This is a genomic window from Parabacteroides hominis, assembly GCF_014287585.1.
Classification (GTDB): domain Bacteria; phylum Bacteroidota; class Bacteroidia; order Bacteroidales; family Tannerellaceae; genus Parabacteroides; species Parabacteroides hominis.
In genome coordinates, this window is the sequence record NZ_JACOOJ010000013.1 from 85,555 (window position 1) to 109,521 (window position 23,967).

The window sequence follows — 23,967 nt, forward strand, 5'->3', positions numbered from 1 at the left end:
ACCGCCTATTATAATAGGTATAGGTATCAGTATCGGCAATCCCCAAGCCCCATCAGCCTCTCTTTTGCCGTCTGCTTCAGCAGACGGTTTAATAAGGTCTAGAGGCTAAGCCTCTTCCTATGTGGGCTTTAGCCCCTTTTATGGATTATATTTAAAGGGGTTAAAACCCACAGAGGAACCGGCAAAGCCGGAACAATCATCTATCCGTCTGCTGAAGCAGACGGCAAAAGAGAATCTGCGGCACGAGGCAAGCCCTAAGACATTGTCGCTACCTAAGACATTGTTGCTATAAGCACGCCGACAAATCATCATTTATACTCTTGCCAACTCCGTATCTGAATATCATCCATGCCCAGGGTACAAAACGCTTCGATAAAGGCGCTTGCCAGACGGGCATTCGTGATGAGCGGGACATTCAGGTCGATGGCGGCACGGCGGATCTTGTAGCCATTGTCCAACTCACCGGCTGAAAGGTCGCGCGGGATATTTACAACCATGTCGATCTTCTTTTCGTGGAGCATGGTGAGTGCTTGCGGTTCTTTGCCCTCCTCGCTCGGCCAGTAGACCTGCGTGCTGGGAATGCCGTTTTCTTCGAGGAAACGGTGCGTCCCGCCTGTGGCGAAGAGGTTGTAGCCTTTTGCAGCCAGCATCTTGGCAGCATCCAACATGGCCACTTTCTGTTTCGGCGTACCTGTCGAGAGCAGGATATTCTTTTCAGGGATGCGAAGGCCGACAGAAAGCATACTCTTCAGGACCGCTTCGGAAACATCGTCGCCGATACACCCGACCTCGCCCGTCGAAGCCATGTCGACACCTAAGACAGGGTCGGCTTTCTGCAAGCGGTTGAAGGAGAACTGGGAGGCTTTGATGCCTACATAATCCAGGTCGAACTCGTTCTTATTCGGTTTCTCGACAGGCAAGCCCAACATGATACGGGTAGCCAGCTCGATCAGGTTAATTTTCAACACTTTGCTGACAAACGGGAAGGAACGGCTCGCGCGGAGGTTACATTCGATCACCTTAATCTCGTTGCCCTTCGCCAGATACTGGATATTGAACGGGCCGGAGATATTCAGCTCCTTCGCGATCTGCTTGCTGATGCGTTTGATCCGGCGGACCGTCTCGACATAGAGCTTCTGCGCCGGGAACTGGATGGTCGCATCGCCGGAATGCACGCCGGCAAATTCGATATGCTCGGAGATGGCATACATGACGATCTCACCCTTATCGGCCACCGCATCCATTTCCACCTCCTTGGCATGTTCGATGAACTGGCTGACGACGACCGGATGTTTCTTCGACACGTTGGCAGCCAGTTGCAGGAAGCGTTCGAGTTCCTCCTGGTTGGAGCAGACATTCATGGCGGCGCCGCTCAGCACATAGCTCGGACGAACTAATACCGGGAAACCCACCTCGGCCACAAACTCGTTGATATCTTCCATCGACGAAAGTTCTTTCCAGCGCGGCTGGTCCACCCCGATACGGTCCAGCATAGCGGAGAACTTCTCGCGGTCTTCGGCATTGTCGATACTCTTGGCCGATGTCCCCAGGATGTTGACATGCTGCTCGTCGAGGCGCATCGCCAGGTTGTTCGGGATCTGGCCGCCGGTAGAGACGATCACGCCGTGCGGATTCTCCAATTCGAGAATATCCATCACACGCTCGAAGGTCAGTTCGTCGAAGTAAAGGCGGTCGCACATATCATAGTCAGTCGAAACCGTTTCGGGGTTGTAATTGATCATCACCGAACGCCAGCCCTCCTTGCGGATCGTTTCGAGCGCCTGCACACCGCACCAGTCGAACTCCACCGAGCTACCGATCCGGTAAGCGCCCGAACCGAGCACGACGATGGAACGGTGGTCGCCCAGATATTCCACATCATTCTCCGTACCGCTATAGGTCAGGTACAGGTAATTGGTCTGTGCCGGATATTCGGCAGCCAGCGTATCGATCTGCTTCACCACCGGGACGATGCCGTGCTCCTTACGGAACTGGCGGACCTGCATCATCCCCTTTTCTATATCCCCTTCAAGGCCGAGGGCACGGGCGATCTGGAAGTCAGAGAACCCTTGCACCTTTGCTTTGCGTACAAGCTCCGGGTTCAGACGCCAACGCTCGATGCCTTTCATATCGAAGGCACGCAGCTCCTTATCGGTCTGCATGATGCCATATAACTTCTGCAGGAACCAGCGGTCGATCTTGGTCAGTTCGTGTATCTGATCGACCGTATATCCGGCGCGGAATGCTTTGGAGATGACGAAGATGCGGGTATCAGTCGGTTCGTGCAGTGCCTTGTCGATGTCGGCAATCACCAACTCTTTATTCTCTACGAAGCCGTGCATGCCCTGCCCGATCATACGCAGGCCCTTCTGGATGGCTTCTTCGAAAGTACGGCCGATCGCCATCACCTCGCCGACGGATTTCATGCTCGATCCCAACTCGCGGGCCACACCATGGAACTTGCCTAAGTCCCAACGCGGAATCTTGCAGACCACATAGTCGAGAGCCGGCTCGAAGAAAGCGCTCGTCGTCTTCGTCACCGAGTTTTTCAGGTCGAACAGGCCGTACCCCAATCCCAGCTTGGCAGCGACGAAAGCCAACGGATAGCCGGTTGCCTTCGATGCCAGCGCAGAAGAACGGGAAAGGCGGGCGTTCACCTCGATCACCCGGTAGTCCTCGCTTTCGGGGTCGAAAGCGTACTGCACGTTACATTCGCCCACAATACCGATATGGCGGATGATCCGGATAGCCAGTTCACGCAGTTTATGATATTCACTGTTGGTCAGCGTCTGCGACGGAGCGATCACGATGCTCTCACCGGTATGGATGCCTAACGGGTCGAAGTTCTCCATGTTACAGACCGTGATGCAGTTGTCGAAACGGTCGCGCACCACTTCATATTCCACCTCTTTCCACCCTTTCAGGCTCTTCTCCACCAACACCTGGGGAGAAAAAGAGAAGGCTTTTTCGACCAGCACGTCCAGTTCTTCTTCGTTATCGCAGAAACCGGAGCCTAAACCACCTAAAGCGTATGCGGCGCGGACGATCACCGGATAGCCCAACCCCGCAGCAGCCCGGCGGGCGTCTTCGGCATTCTCCACCGCTTCGCTCTTGATCGTCTTCACGCCGATCTCGTCGAGCTTGCGGACGAAGAGCTCGCGGTCTTCCGTGTCCATGATCGCCTGTACCGGAGTACCGAGCACACGGACGTTATATTTTTCGAGCACGCCGCTCTGGTAGAGCGCCACACCGCAGTTCAACGCCGTCTGTCCGCCAAAAGCGAGCAGGATGCCTTCCGGACGTTCCTTGGCAATCACCTTTTCGACGAAGAAGGGGGTGACGGGCAGGAAATAAACGGTATCTGCCACTCCTTCCGAAGTCTGCACCGTGGCGATGTTCGGATTGATAAGCACTGTCTGGATCCCCTCCTCTTTGATGGCTTTCAAAGCCTGGCTGCCTGAATAATCAAACTCGCCCGCTTCCCCTATCTTGAGGGCGCCGCTTCCGAGTATCAGGACTTTCTTTATATCTTCTTTCATTTTTCGGATTCTTTTATTCGTTAACATATTTTAGGCAGGGTGTCTCCGGGTACGCCCGGAGGATCGCTCCAGGTACACCCTGAGACGCCCTCCGCTTCTGCCCGGAGACAAGCATCGGGCAGAAGGGCTTAGAGCAGCTCTACAAACTTATCGAAGATGAACTCCGTGTCGATCGGCCCGCTGCATGCTTCGGGATGGAACTGGGCGGAGAAGAAAGGCTTCGTCTTATGGCGGATTCCTTCGTTCGTCCCGTCGTTCATATTGATAAAGAGCGGTTCCCAGTCAGCCCCCAACGTGTCGCCCGCCACCGCGTAGCCGTGATTTTGGGAAGTGATGAAGCACTTTTCCGTCCCTACCATGCGCACCGGCTGGTTATGGCTGCGGTGGCCGTATTTCAGTTTATAGATCGAAGCGCCGCCGGCTTTGGCAAGCAGTTGGTTTCCCATACAGATACCGCAGATCGGCTTATCCCCTGCAAGTGCCTTGCGGATGTTCCGGACAGCCTCGTCGCAGGTATCGGGATCTCCGGGACCATTCGAGATGAAAAGGCCGTCGTAATCCAGCTTATTGAAGTCATAGTTCCAGGGGACGCGGACGACTGTCACACCACGTTTCAGGAGCGAGCGGATGATGTTCGCTTTCACGCCGCAATCCAGCAGGACGACATGCTTTTTTCCTTCGCCTTCCCCGTATGTGATTATTTCTTTACAGCTTACACGGTCTACATAGTTGATGCTTTCGTAGTCCGGCATCTCGAACGGCATGTGCAAGCTGCCCGGTTGCAGGTTCAGTCCGGCAATACCCCCATGTTTCATTCCCGTCTCGTCATCGATCAGAATGCGTCCCATCATCACACCATGTTCACGGATCTTCTTCGTCAACGCACGAGTGTCGATCCCCGTGATTCCCGGAATCATTTCACGTTTCAGCCAGTCACTAAGGCTCTCCATAGCATTCCAGTGGCTATATTCTTCGCTATAGTCACTCACTATAATCGCCTCTGCATGAATTTTCTCACTCTCCATGAAGGTCGGCAAGCCGTTCTCTTCGATCGAGAACGGAGGCACCCCGTAGTTTCCGACCAGCGGATAAGTCAGAACCATCAACTGCCCGGCATAGGAAGGATCGGTAAGGCTTTCGGGATAACCGGTCATGGCCGTATTGAACACCACCTCGCCGGCCACCGCCCTGTCGAAACCAAAAGAGAAGCCGTGAAACATGCTTCCGTCGTCTAAGACCAATGTTGCTGTTTTTCTTGTCATTTTCAATATTCAATTATCATTTTTCAATTCCCAAATATTCCTCTTCCATATAATGGATAAATGCCTCGTTCACCATTCGCGCGCCGCCCGGTGTCGGATAATTGCCGGAGAAGTACCAGTCGCCCGGATGATCGGGACAGGCGGCATGCAGCCCTTCGAGTGTCTGGTAGACGATCTCCACCTTCGCACGTGTCCCGGCGGGGGTAAGCAGTTCCGCCATCTTGGCCGAGATTTCCTCGTCGGTGAAAGGCGCATAAATCTCCTTCACATGGTTTACGGTCGTATCGCACGGCACGGTCTGCTGCTTCTTGGCTTTCTTGTAGGCGTCGAGCAAGACGGATTCCATCCCCCTGTCCACTAAAAGCGCCACGGCGGCCTTGAACGCGATGAACTCGCTCATGCGGGACATATCGATACCGTAATAATCCGGATAGCGCACCTGGGGAGACGAGCTGACCACCACGATCTTCTTCGGGTTCAGGCGGTCCAGGATGCCGATGATGCTCTGCCGGAGTGTCGTACCGCGCACGATACTGTCGTCGATCACGACCAGATTGTCCTCGAAAGGCACGATACTGCCGTACGTGATGTCGTACACATGGGCGGCCAGGTCGTTACGGCTGTTTCCCTCGGCAATAAAGGTACGCAATTTTATATCCTTGATCGCTACTTTTTCACAGCGGACACGCATAGACAGGATTTGTTCCAGTTCTTCCTCCTGAAGCAGGAGGCTGCGATCGGCGATCCATTCCTTTTTCTTCTTGTTCAGATATTCGTTCATGCCCTCCTGCAACCCGAAGTAGGCGACCTCCGCCGTATTCGGGATAAAGGAGAAGACCGTATGGTTCAGATCATTGTCCACTGCCTTCAGGACGGCAGGTACAAGATTTTCACCCAACCGTTTCCGTTCGCGGTAAATATCCCGGTCGCTTCCACGTGAGAAGTAAATGCGTTCGAACGAGCAGGCCTTATTCTCCTTCGGCTCCATGATCTGCGACGTATGCCAGTCACCCTGCTTGTCTATGATCAGCGCCTCTCCCCTTTTCAGTTCGTGTATGTCACCGGCAGGCACGTTCATAGCCGTCTGGATCACCGGGCGTTCGCTGGCGAGGATCACGATCTCGTCGTCGGCATAATAGAACGCCGGACGGATGCCCCAAGGATCGCGCACGCTGAAAGACTCGCCACTCCCGGTCAGTCCGCAGATCACGAAACCGCCGTCCCACTGTGGAGCACAACGCCGGAGGACATTCGACAAGTCGACATTCGCCTCGATCGCATGGGTGATCTCCATTCCTTTCAGCCCCTCGGCCTCATATTTCTGATACAAGCGTTCGATCTCGCGGTCCAGGCGGTGTCCCACCTGTTCGAGCATGATGAAGGTGTCGGCATAGGCACGCGGGTGCTGGCCGATGGCTGTTATCTCTTCAAAAATATCCTGTACGTTAGTAAGATTGAAATTACCGCAAAGAGCGAGGTTCTTGGCTCTCCAGTTGTTACGGCGTAAAAAAGGATGGACATAGGAAATACCGGACTTGCCGGTCGTGCTGTAACGCAGGTGCCCCATATAAAGCTCTCCTGCAAAAGGAAGGTTTGTCTTGGCAAAAAGCGGATCGTTCAGTTTGCCGGGTGGCAAATCTTTGTAATGCTCATGAACGGCTGCGAATATCTCGGTAATGGCTCCTGTGCCTAATGCTCTTTCCCGAAACATATATTCTTCGCCGGGGCTGGCTTCCAACTTGACGCATGCTAAACCGGCTCCTTCCTGACCGCGGTTATGCTGCTTTTCCATCAACAAATAGAGCTTATTGAGCCCATACATCCAGGTTCCATACTTCTGATGATAATATTCCAAAGGCTTTAGCAACCGGACCATGGCGACTCCACACTCGTGTTTAAGTACTTCCATTTGGTTCTATCTTGTTTATTTCGACTGCAAAGATACTTACATTATATTACATAATGTTCATTCAAACGAAATTTATTTGACACATTAATAGAAATAATCATTTTATCTACCATTTAGTTAAATTATTTTATAAAACGATATGCTTTAGACAATCCTGTCAAATAAAAAGAGAAAGCCCTTTTGCCACATACGGATTGTAAGAAAGCAAAGGGATTTTCTTATATAATCATTATTGGGGCGGTTTTGTTCCGGAGAATCCAACCTTAAATGTCAAACGGGCCAACCACAACCCAATCGAAGCTACTTTGTCAAAATGTCAATCATAGTCAGGCGAGGGATACACAAACGATACCGGCATCAAGTCTATAAGCATATACGCCACTGTACAGGAGTAAGCGAATAGCATAAACGCTCGATCCGGCAACCGTTTCTTACACAAAACATCAATTCCGATAAAACAGGCAACATAAAGAGCCCATATCAATAATATAAATTACAATATCACAAAAGAAAACCATACTCTGATTTTGATGCTACAGAAAATAAACCTGCTATACAACATACATTTCGACCGTCAAAAACAGGTATGCCACTAAAGCCGAAACAGAATTTAACAGAAAATTCGTCTTAAACAAAGTTCAACTTCGTCTAAGACGAACAAAAATTTCTCTTAGACGAATGATAGAAAAGTCTTAGGAGAAGTAAAAAACGGATATTTAGCCGTTGAAGTGTTAAGACTTGTAACAAAATCAGTTCTAAAACAGGCTTTATAGAAATTTCAATTGTTACACAAAATCCCCATATCGTGACATATTGATTAGAAATCAGGAAATTCCAAAACATTTAAGTTTCTCACCTTCACCAACACTATTTCCGGTAAAAGCACTTTTACCTCCTCCTCTTCTTTTCCCTGTTTCTTCCAATGCACTATGAAATTAACGCGTGCCTCTTTCGGTTCATATCCTTTGTCCTGCCACTTCTCGATCACTTTTTTGAAGCTTTTCGAGAAATGGACAATTTCCTCATCCGATGAATCGCAACAACCGCCTTCCGTCAACCGCAACGGCATGCCACTTTTCAGATTTCCAATCGACTCTTGCCTCCTTGCATCTTTGAAAAAGTCCAACCATACATCGCGGTGTGTAAGTAAGAACGGCAAACGTTCCGGCGTCGGATAATAGGCCTTATCGAACCGGACAATTTCTTCCTCATTGCCGAAAATCTCCGGATAATAGCTATTCAAATGGATCGATAACTGATTCTTTGCACGTGTGAGAGCCACATAAATCTCACGTTTCTTTTCATCCGTGACAGGCTGGCAATCTTCTGATAAATTCCTATTATCGTTTAAAAGCAGAAAGACATTGTCAAACTCCTTCCCTTTTGCCTTATGAATCGTAGAGACAATGATGGTTTCTCCCCGAACGGCATAGAAATCTTCCAGCTTCGATTCAAACAGATACGTTTCCCAATCCGAACGATACTTACGTGAGTAAAGCTGTTCGAAATTCTGAATAATCCCCCGGCAAATTTCCCAGGAAGCAGCCTCGCAATATTCATTTTTAATAGCTTGTTTCGCCTCGATCCAACGTGCTTCATCTATCAGATGCACCCTCGTTTGCAGTCCTAAAACCCGGTTGAAGAAACGCATTTCATCCATATCGCACAGACGGAAACCGTCGTTCGACTGAATCAAACGGACAGGCATACGCTTTTCTTTCAGCAAACAGGCAACCTGTATCGCTTCCTCGTTTGTCTGAGTCAGTACGCAGGTCGTCCCGGTCAAAGGAGTTTCACAAATATCCTGCACCAACGGTATAATCATATTCGGCGACTGGTATTGAGCGATACGGATCTCACCTTCATCCTGATCGTGGGAAATGATCCGTGACTGCTTCATCCTTCCCGGTATAGTTTCCAAAAAACGATTCGCAAACCCGATCAAACGCTTCTTACTCCGGAAATTGACCAGCAAATCATGCGTACGGGCCCCGTATTCATCGACCAACTTTCTCATATATCGGGAATCCGAGCGCCGGAAACTGTAAATATTCTGGTCGTCGTCACCTACCGCGATCACCTTCAGGTCCTCATTCTTCCGGATAAGCGCCTCCACCAGTGCAAACTCGTCTTCAGTCATATCCTGCGCCTCATCGATCACCAGAACTGTTTTTGTAATGCGATTTATCTCTACTTCCCCATTGTCTATTTTCTCCACAGCATCGGCAATTACGGAAGACGATTTTTCCAAAGAACCTTGCAATCCCAACAGATCAAAACAATAAGAATGGAAAGTCTTGATCTCGACATAACCGGCAGCAGTCCCTATCAAATCCTGTAACCTTTGCCTGAATTCGCTCGCAGCCGCACGAGAGAAGGTTAGCATCAAGAGCTGTTCGTGCTTGACATCTTCCTCCAACAACAGATAAGCCAGTTTATGAACAAGGACGCGTGTCTTTCCGCTTCCGGGTCCCGCCATGACGACTATAGAGCCGGGACGGTCATCCTTGACAATTTCCAATTGCGTTTCGGACAATTCTCCTAATAGCCGTTGAAGTTTGGTATTCGTCATCTTCCGGTTAATCTCATCCCTGCGTTTACCGGGGAAATATTTTTGGAGGAATGACGAATAGTTCAGCTGGAAATAGTCGTCAACAAATTCCAATGCATCGCTATTGCCGGAAAGCATTTTCCGTACATATTCGCCGACAATATTGATCTGCTGGATCTTATTGGCATAAAACAGTTCGAGTTTATGATAATCATCCTGTTTATATTGCATCTTATTATTCAGTACCAAGCGGTCTATCTGCAGCCGGTTGTATAAAACCAAGAAGCCACCTTCGATCTGCAAGGCTCCTATCCGCGAAAGATACAGGAGAGCATCTTCGATGTCTTCCATCCGGATGACATGGCCGAACAATTGTTTCCGGGCATCCCTCTCGTACGCCTCTTTCAGTTCGAGCACGGAAAACTCGACCAAAACATTTTCGGACTGTTCCTGCTCGCCGGACTGTTTTGTTTTCTCAAACAAATAATGAATGATGAAATCGGACAAGAGATGCCTTCCTTCCGTCAGTTCTTCCAGATCGAGGACTGATCCGGTACGGGCAATCGTGACATGGTTACGCGCATTATCCAGGTATATCCGTTTGATCCAATTCTTTTCAGACCAAAAATTGAGGAGCCTGCTTAGCTTATCGGGCGAGATATTTTTGCCTGTCTCGATCTCGGCTTCTTCCCGTAGTTCTTTCAGATTGAAAGATTGTGCTTCAGTGGTAAAAACAGATAAGAGGAATTCATCAAGACGGTTGTAAAGACGGACTGTTTCGAGCGAACGATTACTGTTTTCACCTTTTTTTATATAGGCTGTCAGGTCACAGGCATCTGCCAGAATATTTTCTTCCCTCAACAAACGAATGACCAGTATCACTTCTTGCCGGGATATCCCCAAATGGTCCGAGATATAATCGATACGGGATTCCGGGATCTCACCATTGGCATGCTTGCGGCTTCTCGTCGAAATTAATTTTTTGATGATGCGTATAGCTTCTTCCTCCTGGGAGCCGTTAAAACGCGGAGAGGCTATTATCCTATCGATAGCCTCCTGAGCCGTTTTTGCCAGGATGCTATCGGCAAAAACACACGGATTGTTTTGTCCCCTCCGGATATAACCGGCTTCTTCAAGCGCGGCAATTGCGGTGGTAACACGCGTTTCCACGTCCTGGATATTTTCATCCCAACCGGCTTTGCGGGCAAGTTCAAGAGCCGACAACGAAATCCTGGAACCGGTAAGTTCTTTAATTGCTTTCCAAACCTGTTGTATCTCTTTCATACGCAGTTTGGTTTGATTCAGCAGGAAGAAATGTTTGTCCAGATCCTCTTCGTTGAAAAGGACGTAACAATCCGCCTCGATTGCTTCGTCGCGTCCGGCTCTACCGGCCTCCTGCACATAGTTCTCCAGCGAGTCCGATATTTCGTAATGAACCACCAGACCGACATTTTTCTTGTCGACTCCCATTCCGAAAGCAGAAGTAGCGACCATTATCCGGATTTTATTGGCAATGAAATCGTTCTGATTGGATGTTTTCATCCGGGTCTCCATCTTTCCATGAAAAGTGCCGGCCGAAAAACCGTCCCGCAGCAAGCGCATGGCAACTTTGGTTGCCGTACTAATGCGGGAGACGTAAACTATAGCCGGACAATCATGCTCTTCAATGATACTCCGCAACAGTTCGTATTTAGCATCTTCATTTTCTACCTTGAAAACCTTGTATTTTAAATTTTTACGGGTACTTCCCGAACAGAATGTTTTAAAGCGTATATTTAGCTTTTCGAAAAAATAGTCTTTGATGTCTTCTATTACATTCTGCTTGGCAGTGGCAGTAAAGCAGGACACCGGTATCGCTTGCTTCCCTCCTTTTTGTTCTTGTAACAGACGTATGAAATCACCTATATAGAGATAATCCACACGGAAATCCTGTCCCCAAGCCGAGAAGCAGTGAGCCTCGTCAATAACAAAACGAACCACTTTGCGTCCGACCAACAACCGCTCTATTGTTTTCGAACGAAGAGACTCCGGCGATATATACAACATGGAAACCGATCCTTCCTCCACCCTTTGGATAGCGTGGGCACGTTCCACCGGATCCAACATCCCGTTGATGGTAACAACATCCATGATTTCATTTTTCCACAGGTTATCCACCTGGTCCTTCATCAAGGATTGCAAGGGAGAGATGACGACAGTAAGTCCTTTCACCCGTTTACCGCTCATCAAAGCCGGAACCTGGAATGTGATGGATTTTCCTCCGCCTGTCGGAAAAACAGCCAAAAGAGATTCTTCTCTAATCGCAGCCTCCACCGCTTTTTGCTGCAAATCTTCTCCTTCATAAGTACGGAACGAATCATATTTGAAAAAATGTTTCAGTCCTTCCTTACTATTAAATGCCCCTTTGCAATAGGCACATTTATTATTTTCACAAGGTGTATCCCGCAAACGCTCCATAACCCATCCTACCTTCGGGTAATTATGCAACACCCAGAGCGGAATGGCGGAATTGCTATCCCAACAACCAATCAAAGACAGGCTATAAGCTAATTCCACCGGATAAGAGGCTATCAATTCAGCAAGCGGAGAAGATATACATATTTCTTTATCGAAACGCTTAAGGATAATACCCGGAAAATCATCCGGAATATCCGGTGCATAATCTATGTAATCAAAAAAGCTGCCGAACTCATCCGTATCATGCAATAATCCGTAATAGATTATTTTCCGCATACTATCCAGACGCTCAAAAGCGTTTTGTTCTTCCTCGAATAACACCAACGATTTCAGCGAATCGTTCACCGGGTTATTGGGTTTGTCGGCCTGCAACTTATCATCCTTCAATAGTTGATGATGCTGGTTTTCCGGGAACAGCAACGAGGATAGATAGAGTGTATCAATTACTTTCGGTTGCCGGTAGCCTGCTTTCTCAAACTGAGGTTTCAAATAAAAAAGGTCATGCTTTAATATATTATGTCCGCCTATATAAGGAACCTGATGCAAAAAAAGCAACAGATTATCAAAGGAATTTTCATGAAAAGGAGTCCTGTCGGATCGGATAGCTCCGATATCCAGTACCCGGCAAGTGTTCAGCGTTACTTCCAAATCAACAAAGGTGATGTCTTTCATGGACTATGTTTTTGTTTTGTGGCAAAAATACATCTTTTATTTCATCCGGCAATATCCTCTTCTTTTATCTTCCTGTTTCGCCCTGTTTCGTCACAGTTCAGCGCTTTATATCCTCTTATGTCGCCGTTTGTCACCTTTAGTCGCCTTTAGTCGCCTTTAGTCACATCCGCCGGTGGGCCGTATCCTATCTTTGCCTCAGTAATCATTTAAAAAATTATTGAGATTATGGCATTAAAGTATTTAGTAAAGAAAACGACTTTCGGTTTCGACAAGTCAAAGACAGAAAAGTATGTTGCCCGTCCGATGGTAATGGGTACGGTAGGATTCGCAAATCTTTGCGATCAGGTGACAAAAGTAGGTATGGCTCCGCGCGGAGTCGTAAAGTTGGTAATCGACGGAGTGATCGATGCGCTTGCAATGAATCTTGTCAACGGCCTTTCCGTCAAGTTAGGCGATTTCGGCACATTCCGCTCCTCATTCGGCTGCAAAAGCCAGGATGAAGCAAAGAATGTGAGTGCCGAGACTTTACGACATCGCAAGATCATTTTCACACCGGGGGAATTACTTAAAAACATGCTCCACACGGTCAGCATCCAGAAGTTTGTTCTGCCGGAAACAGGAGAAACCACCACTCCGCCGGAAGAAGAAAGACCGGGAGAACTTTAAGACTCTTTTCTCTTGACTAAGAAAGAATAACAAGAGAAAAGGAAATAATAGAGGGTATGTAAATATGACTGATATTCTAAAAAATCTCATATTTTCATGCCCTTTATTACAAAGAATACATATATTTGTCTAACGTTAAAATTCAAATTATGAAAATTTACTACTTTATTATCACCCTCATTATCTGTTTTTGTGTCCCCCTTCAGGCACAAAACAAAGCGGACAATTTTAAGCAACAGGCACAAAGTAGCTTTGAGAACAAAGACTATACGAAAGCCCGCTATCTTTATATCCAGGCATATAAGGATTATGCAAATGAAGGAAAAATAACGCAGGCAATCGAGTGCGGAACACAAGCGGCATCCCTCTATTACCGCGAGAACTACTATCAGGAAGCGTTCGACCTTTGCCGGCAAATGAGCCAGATAGTGGCGAACCAGGAGCAGGCGGAGCAAAAGAAACTGTACGACCTGCGTTTTATGATAACAAAAGAGCGCCTGCAAATGTACATCAAACTGAGAAACGCCGCACAGGCGCAACTCCAGCTTAACACGCTGGACAACCTGGCCGAAGAATCAGGCAGTCCCGAACTTTCCGAAGAGCTGTTGTACACAAAAACCGATTACTACTATATCTTCGGACAGAAGAATGAAGGAGATGCAGCATTCAACAAGCTCATCAGCCGATACCGGGAGAAAAAGGAATACGGCAAAGTCAGCGAATGCTATCAAAACCTGATCGCGATTGCACGCAAAGCCAATAATACCTCGCTGATGGAGCAGACCTACGAGAAATATATGGTATGGGCCGATTCCGTAAAGATGCTTACCGCAGAAGACAAACTGGGCGCCTTGCAACAAAAATACGACAGCAGCCTGCAAACGATACAGGAAAAAGAGAGCCAGCTATCTGCCAAGCAGTATACCATCGCCGGACTCTGCACGCTGGCCGCCATCCTGGTTGCCGCACTGGCGTTCTTAGCATTCCTGGTCATGCGCTTCATCATCTTGAACCGGAAGTTGAAGAAGATTATCCGGACCATCACCGAGCACAGCGAACAACAGACCGGATTCATCCAAAGCATATCGGCGCAGATGGAACCGACGCTGGACGAAATGAACAAGTCGATAGCCGGATTGCAAGCCTCCGCACCCGGACAGGCAAAAGCCATACAGGCCCGTGTCGATGCCCTAAAGCAATTCGGTGACCATATACAAGAACTGTCTTCGCTTGAAAACTCCTTGCTGGAAACCTATGAAGCGCAATCTTTTAATGTCAGCTCTTTCTGCGAGAAAGTGATGGAACAGATAAAAGAGGATATCCGTCCGGGCGTCGAAGTCACCACGGATATCCCGAAGATCGAAATCAAGACAAATGCCGAACAGTTGCAACGCATCTTGCTGCATCTGCTGAGAAATGCGGCGACCTACACGACATCGGGCAAAATCAAGCTGGAATTTAAAAAGAAAGGAGCCCATATCTGCCAGTTTATCGTTACCGATAACGGTCCGGGCATCCCTGCCGAAAAGCAGGAAGTGATCTTCAAACCCTTTACCGAAATCAAAGACCTTGCCGATGGCGACGGACTGGGATTGCCAATCTGTTCCCTGATCGCTTCGAAAATAAACGGCACACTGTCCATAGATCCCGAATACAAAAAAGGCAGCCGCTTTATTCTGGTATTACAGGTATAACCTGACACATACATTGCCGGACGCGTTTCCCCGCGTCCGGCTGCATCCGGTAAATGTCACTCCATCCTCGCCTTTACCTTCCCCCAGGCATGCGTGTCGAAAAGGCAACAGCTTCTCATCGTATCGTACATTTCACGGAACCGCGACAACGGTATCATAAAACTTAAAATATCCGGTTCGAAATAAGGACGTACCGAAGGATCGAAAAATCCGATGAAAGTGCGCTTGCCTCCCCGGCTGTTTTCTATAACGGCTTGTGTCACGACGGAGCAACACCCCGAACCGAACAGAGAGGTGACGGCATCCGGCGCGTTATTATCGAAAAAAGCCCAGGTAGCCAGACCGGAAAGCATATCGGGAGTAGCCAGGAACAACACCCCTTCCAGATTGTCGAAGCTCTCCACCTGGTCCATACGCGCAAAGTTCAGGTAAGCAGACTTTGCCCTGGGGACTTTCAGTTCATCAAGAAACTCCGATACCTTCTCCGGTGTCTGTTTGTACTTTTCCTTTAACGACACGAAGCCCGGTATACGCTCCGGCATCTCCGTAAAACCGGCATAGAACTTTCCTCCGCCACAACCGATAGTATCGACACTCAGGGTAACCGTCTTTCCTTCCCTGACATCTTTCATACATTTAAACAGACAGCCTCCGATCTTATCGACCGGATTCACTGAATGATCTGAAAACCAAAAGACAATGGGAAAGTCGACTTTCTCCCCGAAGGCTTCACGGAAGTTATTAAGAAATACTTTTATGTCCATGATATAAACAGTTTTATTGGTTTTGTCAAATATACGCAAAATAGAGCAATCAAGTGCGACTAAGCAAAAAGACAGAGTACAGCTTCATTTGTTATCATTTTGATTATTTCTACAGAAAACACGATAAACTTTCATTTTTATATGACAAAACAAAAATATAATTACAAATTATCACACAAATCAACTATATACTTTCAAATAGAAACAGACCGATTCCTGAAATAAAAAAGCCTTTCATCTTTTATGCATAACAGCATTACATTTTGAAACATATATAATACATTTGCCAAGCATTTTGATAAGTAAAACCAACATTACACAAACATAAGGTCAACAAATGATGAAAGAAAGAAGCCATTTGAACAACAAACAAGGATTATACGATCCAGCTAACGAGCATGACGCTTGCGGCGTAGGACTGGTCGTAAACGTCCACGGCGGAAAATCGCACGACATTGTAGAGTCTGCCCTTAAAGTATTGGAAAACATGCGCCACCGGGGTGCGGAAGGAGCGGATAACAAAACCGGCGACGGTGCAGGCATCCTGCTGCAAATCCCACACGAGTTTATCTTATTGCAAGGCATCCCCGTACCGGAAAAGGGCAAATACGGAACCGGACTGGTCTTCTTTCCGAAAGACGAGACGCAGCGTTCGGCCATCCTCAGTATCATGATCGAAGAGATCGAAAAGGAAGGGCTAACCTTGATGCATCTGCGCAAAGTTCCTGTCAACACAGACATCTTAGGAAAAGACGCACAGGACACGGAACCGGATATCAAGCAGGTGTTCATCACCGGATGCGACGACCAGCAGGCATTGGAACTGAAACTCTACATCATCCGCAAACGGATCGAGAAGCGGGTGGCGGCATCCGACATACCGGACAGGAAAGATTTCTACGTGGTGTCGCTTTCCACTAAGAGCATCATATATAAAGGTATGCTGGAGTCGATGCAGCTTCGCCACTACTTCCCCGACCTGACCAACCACTACCTGACAAGCGGGCTGGCACTCGTCCACTCCCGCTTCAGCACGAACACATTCCCGACCTGGAGCCTGGCACAACCGTTCCGCCTCCTGGCACACAACGGGGAAATCAACACCATACGTGGCAACCGGGGCTGGATGGAAGCGCGCGAAAGCGTCCTGTCCTCTCCCCGCATCTCGAACATAGACGAGATACGCCCGATCATCCAGCCGGGTATGAGTGACAGTGCTTCGCTGGACAACGTGCTGGAGTTCTTCGTGGCGTCCGGCATGAGCCTGCCGCATGCGATGGCGATGCTGGTCCCGGAAAGTTTCAACGAAAAGAACCCGATATCGGAAGACCTGAAAGCATTCTACGAATATCACTCCATCCTGATGGAACCGTGGGACGGCCCGGCAGCCCTGCTCTTCAGTGACGGACGGTATGCCGGAGGAATGCTCGACCGCAACGGCCTGCGCCCGGCACGCTACCTGATCACTAAAAACGGCACGATGGTCGTGGCATCCGAAGTGGGCGTGATGGACTTCGAGCCGGGTGAAATAGAGGAAAAGGGACGACTGCAACCGGGCAAGATTTTGTTGGTCGACACGGAAGAAGGCAGAATCTATTACGACGGCGAACTGAAAAAGCAGCTTGCCGACGCACAGCCCTACCGCGTCTGGCTGGCAAACAACCGGGTGGAACTGGACGAACTGAAATCCGGGCGCCGCGTCCCGCACACCGTTGCCGGATATGACAGGATGCTACGCACTTTCGGGTACAGCCGCGAAGACGTCGAGCGCATCATCACCCCGATGTGTACAGGCAGCGCGGAGCCGATCGGTTCGATGGGAAACGACACGCCGCTGGCCGTCCTCTCCGAGCGCCCGCAACTGTTGTTCAACTATTTCCGCCAACAGTTCGCCCAAGTGACGAACCCGCCGATCGACCCGCTTCGTGAAGAATTGGTCATGAGCCTGACGGAATATATCGGCGCCGTAGGGAGCAACATCCTCATTCCGAACGAGGCACATTGCAAGATGGTACGTCTCGCCCATCCGATACTGACAAACACGCAATTAGATATTCTTTGCAACATCCGCTATAAAGGTTTCAAGTCCGTCAAGCTACCGATGCTCTTCGATGTGTCGCGGGGCAGCGAAGGACTGAAAGCCGCCCTCGACCGGCTTTGCAAGCAGGCGGAACAGTCTGTCGCAGACGGCGTGAACTACATCATCCTGAGCGATAAGGATGTGGACGAGACGCATGCACCGATTCCCTCGCTCCTTGCGGTCAGCGCCGTGCACCACCACCTGATCTCCGTACAAAAACGTGTGCAGACCGCATTGGTGGTGGAGACGGGAGAAATGCGTGAAGTGATGCATGCCGCCCTGCTCTTAGGCTACGGGGCAAGCGCCATCAACCCGTATATGTCGTTCGCCATCCTCCAGGACTTGGTGGACAGGCAGGAGATACAACTCAACTACGAAATGGCGCGCAAGAACTATATCAAAGCGCTTTGTAAGGGCCTGTTCAAGGTTATGAGCAAGATGGGGATCAGTACGATCCGCAGCTATCGCGGCGCCAAGCTGTTTGAGGCAGTCGGCCTTTCGACCGCACTCATCGATGCCTATTTCGGCGGGACGGCCAGCAGTGTAGGCGGTATCCGCCTGCAAGAGATAGCCGCCGACGCCATCGCCCTGCATCATCAGGCTTTCGGTGGGACAATAGACGGTATGATTCTTGAGCACAAAGGACTATACAGCTTCCGCAAAGACGGCGAGAAACACGCGTGGAACCCGGAGACGATCTCGGCCCTTCAACTGGCGACCCGCTTGGGCAGCTATAAGAAGTTCAAGGAATACACGCATCTCGTCGACGAAAAGGATGCACCGATCTTCCTCCGCGACTTCCTGACCTTCCGGACGGGAAAGCCTGTTCCGGTCGAAGAGGTGGAACCGGCAAGCGAGATCATGAAGCGTTTCGTCACAGGCGCCATGAGCTTCGGTTCGATCAGCAAGGAGGCGCACGAGACGATGGCGATGGCGATGAACAAGATACACGGACGCAGCAACACCGGGGAAGGGGGCGAAGACTCCGCCCGCTTCACTCCCCGCGAAGACGGCCTCTCCCTCCGCTCCGCCATCAAACAAGTGGCCTCCGGGCGTTTCGGCGTGACAGCCGAATATTTAGTGAATGCGGACGAGATACAGATCAAGGTTGCCCAGGGCGCAAAACCGGGTGAAGGCGGACAGTTGCCGGGATTCAAGGTCAACGACGTGATTGCCAAAACGCGCCACTCCATTCCGGGCATCTCGCTGATCTCTCCTCCTCCCCACCATGACATTTACTCGATCGAAGACTTAGCACAACTGATCTTCGACCTGAAAAACGTCAACCCGCGCGCCGAGATAAGCGTGAAGCTGGTATCGGAAAGTGGTGTCGGGACGATCGCAGCGGGCGTGGCAAAAGCGAAGGCCGACCGCATCGTCATATCGGGAGCCGAAGGGGGAACAGGTGCTTCGCCGATGAGCTCCATCCGATATGCCGGACTGCCTCCCGAATTGGGATTGTCGGAGACGCAACAAACACTGGTCATGAACAACCTTCGCGGACAGGTCCGCCTGCAAACAGACGGACAGTTGAAGACCGGCCGCGACATCGTCCTGATGGCCCTGTTGGGAGCCGAAGAGTTCGGTTTCGCCACCTCCGCCCTGATCGTCTTAGGTTGCGTGATGATGCGCAAATGCCATCAGAACACCTGCCCGGTAGGTGTCGCCACCCAAAACGAGGAACTGCGCAAGCGTTTCCACGGCCGCCATGAATATTTGGTGAACTTCTTCACCTTCCTTGCCGAAGAGGTCCGGGAATACTTGGCGGAGATGGGCTTCAGGCGGTTGGACGACATCATCGGGCGCACGGACCTGATCGATCGGCGTCCCTCTGCATCCTCTTCGTCCGGCAAATACGCGCTGCTCGATTTCTCCAAATTGCTGCACGTCCCGGCGCAGGCTGCTATAAATGCTGTCCGGCATACGACAGAGCAGGTGCATCTGACCGGCAATGTGAAAGATCGCGACATCATCCTGCATGCCATGCCGGCCATCGAACACCAGCAGGAGATTTCTTTGGATTATGCCATTGCCAACACCGACCGCTCGGTAGGCACCATGCTCTCCGGCGAGATTGCCAAACGATACGGCAACGCCGGACTGCCGGAACATACGCTCAATATCAAATTCAAAGGTTCAGCCGGACAGAGCTTCGGCGCTTTCCTGGCGCACGGTGTCAACTTCCGCCTCGAAGGGGAAGCCAACGACTATCTGGGCAAAGGCTTGAGCGGCGGGCGCATCAGTGTGATGCCTCCGGTACGCTCGACCTTCGTGGCCGAGAACAACACGATTGCCGGAAACACCCTGATGTACGGCGCGACAAGCGGCGAAGTGTATATCAACGGACGTGTAGGCGAACGTTTCTGCGTGCGCAACTCCGGTGCTATCGCCGTCGTGGAAGGGGTCGGCGACCACTGTTGCGAATATATGACCGGAGGCCGCGTGGTGGTCCTCGGACGTACAGGGCGCAACTTCGCTGCCGGCATGAGCGGCGGTGTCGCTTATGTGTGGAACAAGGAAGGAGACTTCGACTACTACTGCAATATGGAGATGGTCGAACTCTCGCTGATCGAAGACAGCACGACGCGAAAGGAACTGCACGAGCTGATCCGCAAGCACTACCACTTCACCGGCAGCCACCTCGCCGGCAAGATGCTCGACAACTGGGACAAATATGTGGATGAGTTCATCCAGATCGTCCCGATCGAATACAAAAAGGTCTTGCAGGAAGAGCAGATGAAGAAGTTGCAGCAGAAGATCGCCGAGATGCAGCGCGACTATTAGAGCCAGGCATCCCGGAGCCGTGTCAGGTAAGCACGCGGGAATGCGAGAGGCACGCGCATTAGGCTGCGATAGGCAGACACGGGTTCCGGCAAAGCCCGCCGGCGGAACTAAATGATCCGCGATCCGTCAGCAGCGCGGGAGAGCGTGCAAGAAGGCATATATATAACGATTACAATAAAACAACTCACACATAATAGAAGACAATGGGAAATCCGAAAGCATTCCTCACCATACACCGGCAAGAAGCCGGATATCGTCCCGTCCACGAACGCATCGACGACTTTAGCGAAGTAGAACAAACGCTCAACAGCAGCGACCGCCGCACACAGGCCTCCCGCTGCATGGACTGCGGCGTGCCCTTCTGCCACTGGGCCTGCCCGTTAGGCAACAAACAACCCGAATGGCAAGACCTGCTCTATAAAGGCAAATGGCGCGAAGCCTTCCACGTGCTGGAACAGACCTGCGACTTCCCGGAGTTTACCGGACGCATCTGCCCCGCCCTCTGTGAGAAAAGCTGTGTGCTGAAACTGAGCTGCGACGAGCCTGTCACGATACGCGAGAACGAAGCGGCTATCGTTGAGGCGGCCTTCCGCGAAGGTTATATCCGCCCCGTACAGCCTGTGCGCAATGACAAGCGGGTAGCCGTTATCGGTAGCGGCCCGGCCGGACTGGCAGCCGCCAACCAACTGAACCGCCGGGGCTATGAAGTGACGGTATTCGAGAAGTACGAACTGCCGGGCGGCCTGCTCCGATTCGGCATCCCGAATTTCAAATTAGGGAAGAACATCATCGATCGCCGTATCCGGTTGATGGAACAGGAAGGGATTGTCTTCAAAGTCAACACGATGGTCGGCAGCGAAGTATCCGCCAAAGAGATCGCCTCGACGTTCGATGCCGTCTGTGTCGCCATCGGTTCCGAAGTGCCACGCGACCTCCCCATCGAAGGGCGTAACCTGAAAGGCGTCCACTTTGCCCTCGAACTGCTGTCGCAACAGAACCGCATCCTCGAAGGCATCGCCATCCCGCCTAAAGACATCATCAACTGCAAGGGCAAGAAAGTCCTCGTTATCGGTGGCGGCGACACGGGAAGCGATTGCGTCGGGACCGCCAACCGCCACGGAGCCGCGAGCGTGACGCAAATCGAAATCATGCCCCAGCCGCCCGTCGGGCATAACCCCGCAACCCCCTGGCCCCTGTACCCGCAAGTGCTGAAAACAAGCAGCAGCCACGAGGAGGGATGCATCCGCCGCTGGAACCTCGCCTCCGTCCGCTTCATCGGCGACAAGAACACCCTGAAAGGCGTCGAAGTCGAGGAGGTGGAATGGCTACCTGCCAAAGAAGGGAGTCGTCCGGAAATGCGTAAGACCGGTCGCACGGAAGTGATCGAAGCCGACCTCGTCTTTCTCGCAATGGGCTTCATCCACCCGGAACAGGAGGGGCTCGTCAAAGAACTTTCCCTCGCTGTCGACACACGCGGCAACATCGCCGTCGATCCGGCCACCAACCAGATAGCCGGCACAAACATCTTCGCTTCCGGCGATGCCGTCAGCGGGGCCAGCCTCGTCGTCCGTGCCATGGCCTCCGGCCGCAAGGCCGCCGCCGCCATCGACCAGTATCTCAGAGACAAATAACTTTCAACTTTTAATTATTAATTTTCAACTAACATGTGTGGCATTACAGCAATCTTCAACATCCATAGCAGCGCCGCCGACCTCCGTCAGCAAGCCCTGAAAATGAGTAAACGCATCCGTCACCGCGGTCCGGACTGGAGCGGCATCTATCAAGGCAAGACCGCCATCCTCGCCCATGAACGCCTCTCCATCGTCGATCCGGCATCCGGCGGGCAACCGCTGAGAAGCAAAGACGGCAAACTGATCCTCACCGTCAACGGCGAGATATACAACCACCGCGAACTCCGCGAACAGTTGAAAGACGAATACGAATTCCAGACCGGAAGCGACTGCGAAGTCATCCTCGCCCTCTACCGCAAGTACGGCACGGGATGCGTGGAAAAGCTGAGCGGCATCTTCGGGTTCGCCCTCTACGACGAAGCGAACGACTGCTACCTGATCGCCCGCGACCCGATCGGCGTCATTCCCCTCTATATCGGCCATGACGACGAAGGGCATCTCCTCGTATCTTCCGAACTGAAAGGGCTCGAAGGCTTCGCCACCGCATACGACCAGTTCCCTCCGGGACACTATTTCTATAGCCGCGATAAGGATTTCACCCGCTGGTACGTCCGCGACTGGATGGAGTATGACAACGTGAAAGACAATCCCGCCAGCATAGAGGAACTGCACGATGCCCTCGAAGCAGCCGTACGCCGCCAGTTGATGAGCGACGTGCCCTACGGCGTGCTCCTTTCCGGCGGCCTGGACTCGTCCATCACCTCCGCCATAGCCAAAAAATACGCAGCCAAACGTATCGAGACCGAAGGCCAGGCAGATGCGTGGTGGCCCCGGCTGCACTCCTTCGCCATCGGCCTCAAAGGAGCGCCCGACTTAGCGGCAGCCAAGAAAGTGGCCGATTACATCGGTACTGTCCACCACGAGATCAACTACACGATCGAAGAAGGGCTCGATGCCATCCGCGATGTGATCTACTATATCGAGACATACGACGTGACGACCATCCGCGCCTCAACCCCGATGTACCTGCTGGCCCGCGTAATCAAGTCGATGGGTATCAAGATGGTGTTGAGCGGTGAAGGGGCGGACGAGGTGTTCGGAGGTTACCTATATTTCCACAAAGCCCCGGATGCGAAGGCTTTCCACGAAGAGACCGTCCGCAAACTGAGCAAACTCTACATGTATGACTGCCTCCGGGCCAACAAAAGCCTGTGCGCCTGGGGTGTGGAAGGCCGCGTTCCTTTCCTCGACAAGGAGTTTCTCGATGTTGCCATGCGCCTCAATCCCGAAGCCAAAATGTGTCCCGGCAGCGTAATCGAAAAGAAAATCCTCCGCGAAGCCTTTGCCGGGATGCTTCCCCCGGAAATCGCCTGGCGCCAGAAAGAACAGTTCTCCGACGGCGTCGGCTACAGCTGGATCGACACGCTGAAGAAGGTGACCGCCCAAGCCGTCAGCGACACCGAAATGGCAAACGCCGCCCTGCGCTTCCCGGTCAACACGCCGCAAAACAAAGAAGAATACTTCTACCGCACCATCTTCGAAGAACATTTCCCCAGCGAAAGCGCCGCCCGCAGCGTACCGAGCGTCCCCAGCGTCGCCTGCTCCACCGCCGAAGCCCTCGCCTGGGACTCCGCTTTCAAAAACATGAACGACCCCAGCGGCCGGGCGGTGAAAGGGATACACGAAGCGGCATACTGATTACAGTATGCCGCTTGGCACACGCGCTCCTTTCAACTATGAAACTCCGCCTCGACCGAATTATCATTCTGCCGTCTTTATATGGGGAAAGCGTTACATTCTGAAACGTTAAAAAATATTACCCGCTATACTAATTCATAGGGGTCTTGTTCACATTTGCTGCCTTATACACAAATCATCATTCTTTTGAGAAGTTCTATGCTTGCTCGTCCATAACACATTCTTTTAATCATCTTTAATTTGTTGACAAATCCTTCGGT

10 protein-coding genes are annotated in these 23,967 nt (G+C 51.0%); 5 read left to right on the forward strand and 5 right to left on the reverse strand.

The features are described 5' to 3' along the window. Positions 1–308: 308 nt before the first annotated feature. From carB to H8S65_RS09445, 4 genes are all read right to left on the reverse strand, one after another. Positions 309–3,539: a carbamoyl-phosphate synthase (glutamine-hydrolyzing) large subunit gene (gene carB / locus H8S65_RS09430; protein ID WP_186929740.1), complete on the reverse strand. Its 3,231-nt coding sequence runs from the start codon at positions 3,537–3,539 to the stop codon at positions 309–311. 128 nt (positions 3,540–3,667) lie between these two features. Further along, the gene (gene carA / locus H8S65_RS09435) at positions 3,668–4,801 is read right to left on the reverse strand and encodes a glutamine-hydrolyzing carbamoyl-phosphate synthase small subunit (protein WP_186929741.1); all 1,134 of its coding nucleotides are present in this window, start codon (positions 4,799–4,801) and stop codon (positions 3,668–3,670) included. 16 nt (positions 4,802–4,817) lie between these two features. Then, entirely contained in the window at positions 4,818–6,710 is a 1,893-nt protein-coding gene (locus H8S65_RS09440; protein WP_186929742.1) for an amidophosphoribosyltransferase, read from the reverse strand. A gap of 817 nt (positions 6,711–7,527) precedes the next feature. Continuing rightward, on the reverse strand, positions 7,528–12,390 hold the full coding sequence (locus tag H8S65_RS09445; RefSeq protein WP_186929743.1) for a RecQ family ATP-dependent DNA helicase: 4,863 nt from the start codon (positions 12,388–12,390) through the stop codon (positions 7,528–7,530). A 225-nt stretch (positions 12,391–12,615) separates the two neighbouring features. Here H8S65_RS09445 and H8S65_RS09450 point away from each other — a divergent pair, with 225 nt between their 5' ends. Continuing rightward, positions 12,616–13,056 (forward strand): HU family DNA-binding protein, encoded by a 441-nt coding sequence (locus H8S65_RS09450; protein ID WP_186929744.1) that lies wholly within the window; start codon positions 12,616–12,618, stop codon positions 13,054–13,056. A gap of 149 nt (positions 13,057–13,205) precedes the next feature. After that, positions 13,206–14,750, forward strand: a complete 1,545-nt coding sequence (locus H8S65_RS09455; RefSeq protein ID WP_186929745.1) for a sensor histidine kinase — start codon at positions 13,206–13,208, stop codon at positions 14,748–14,750. Between the two features lie 56 nt (positions 14,751–14,806). Here H8S65_RS09455 and H8S65_RS09460 read toward each other — a convergent pair whose 3' ends face one another. Next, positions 14,807–15,514, reverse strand: coding sequence for a DUF169 domain-containing protein (locus H8S65_RS09460; RefSeq protein WP_186929746.1), 708 nt, complete (start codon positions 15,512–15,514; stop codon positions 14,807–14,809). A 340-nt stretch (positions 15,515–15,854) separates the two neighbouring features. Here H8S65_RS09460 and gltB point away from each other — a divergent pair, with 340 nt between their 5' ends. From gltB to asnB, 3 genes are all read left to right on the forward strand, one after another. Then, positions 15,855–20,378, forward strand: coding sequence for a glutamate synthase large subunit (gltB, locus tag H8S65_RS09465; protein ID WP_436277873.1), 4,524 nt, complete (start codon positions 15,855–15,857; stop codon positions 20,376–20,378). Positions 20,379–20,581: 203 nt separating this feature from the next. Next, positions 20,582–22,009, forward strand: coding sequence for a glutamate synthase subunit beta (locus H8S65_RS09470; protein ID WP_186929748.1), 1,428 nt, complete (start codon positions 20,582–20,584; stop codon positions 22,007–22,009). A gap of 33 nt (positions 22,010–22,042) precedes the next feature. Beyond that, positions 22,043–23,707, forward strand: a complete 1,665-nt coding sequence (gene asnB / locus H8S65_RS09475) for an asparagine synthase B (protein WP_186929749.1) — start codon at positions 22,043–22,045, stop codon at positions 23,705–23,707. Positions 23,708–23,967 lie beyond the last annotated feature (260 nt).

Coding starts and splice junctions, on each gene's coding strand:
- H8S65_RS09445 (WP_186929743.1), bottom strand. CDS start 12,390: ATGAAAGACATCACCTTTGTTGATTTGGAAGTAACGCTGAACACTTGC.
- carB (WP_186929740.1), bottom strand. CDS start 3,539: ATGAAAGAAGATATAAAGAAAGTCCTGATACTCGGAAGCGGCGCCCTC.
- asnB (WP_186929749.1), top strand. CDS start 22,043: ATGTGTGGCATTACAGCAATCTTCAACATCCATAGCAGCGCCGCCGAC.
- gltB (WP_436277873.1), top strand. CDS start 15,855: ATGAAAGAAAGAAGCCATTTGAACAACAAACAAGGATTATACGATCCA.
- H8S65_RS09470 (WP_186929748.1), top strand. CDS start 20,582: ATGGGAAATCCGAAAGCATTCCTCACCATACACCGGCAAGAAGCCGGA.
- H8S65_RS09455 (WP_186929745.1), top strand. CDS start 13,206: ATGAAAATTTACTACTTTATTATCACCCTCATTATCTGTTTTTGTGTC.
- H8S65_RS09460 (WP_186929746.1), bottom strand. CDS start 15,514: ATGGACATAAAAGTATTTCTTAATAACTTCCGTGAAGCCTTCGGGGAG.
- H8S65_RS09440 (WP_186929742.1), bottom strand. CDS start 6,710: ATGGAAGTACTTAAACACGAGTGTGGAGTCGCCATGGTCCGGTTGCTA.
- H8S65_RS09450 (WP_186929744.1), top strand. CDS start 12,616: ATGGCATTAAAGTATTTAGTAAAGAAAACGACTTTCGGTTTCGACAAG.
- carA (WP_186929741.1), bottom strand. CDS start 4,801: ATGACAAGAAAAACAGCAACATTGGTCTTAGACGACGGAAGCATGTTT.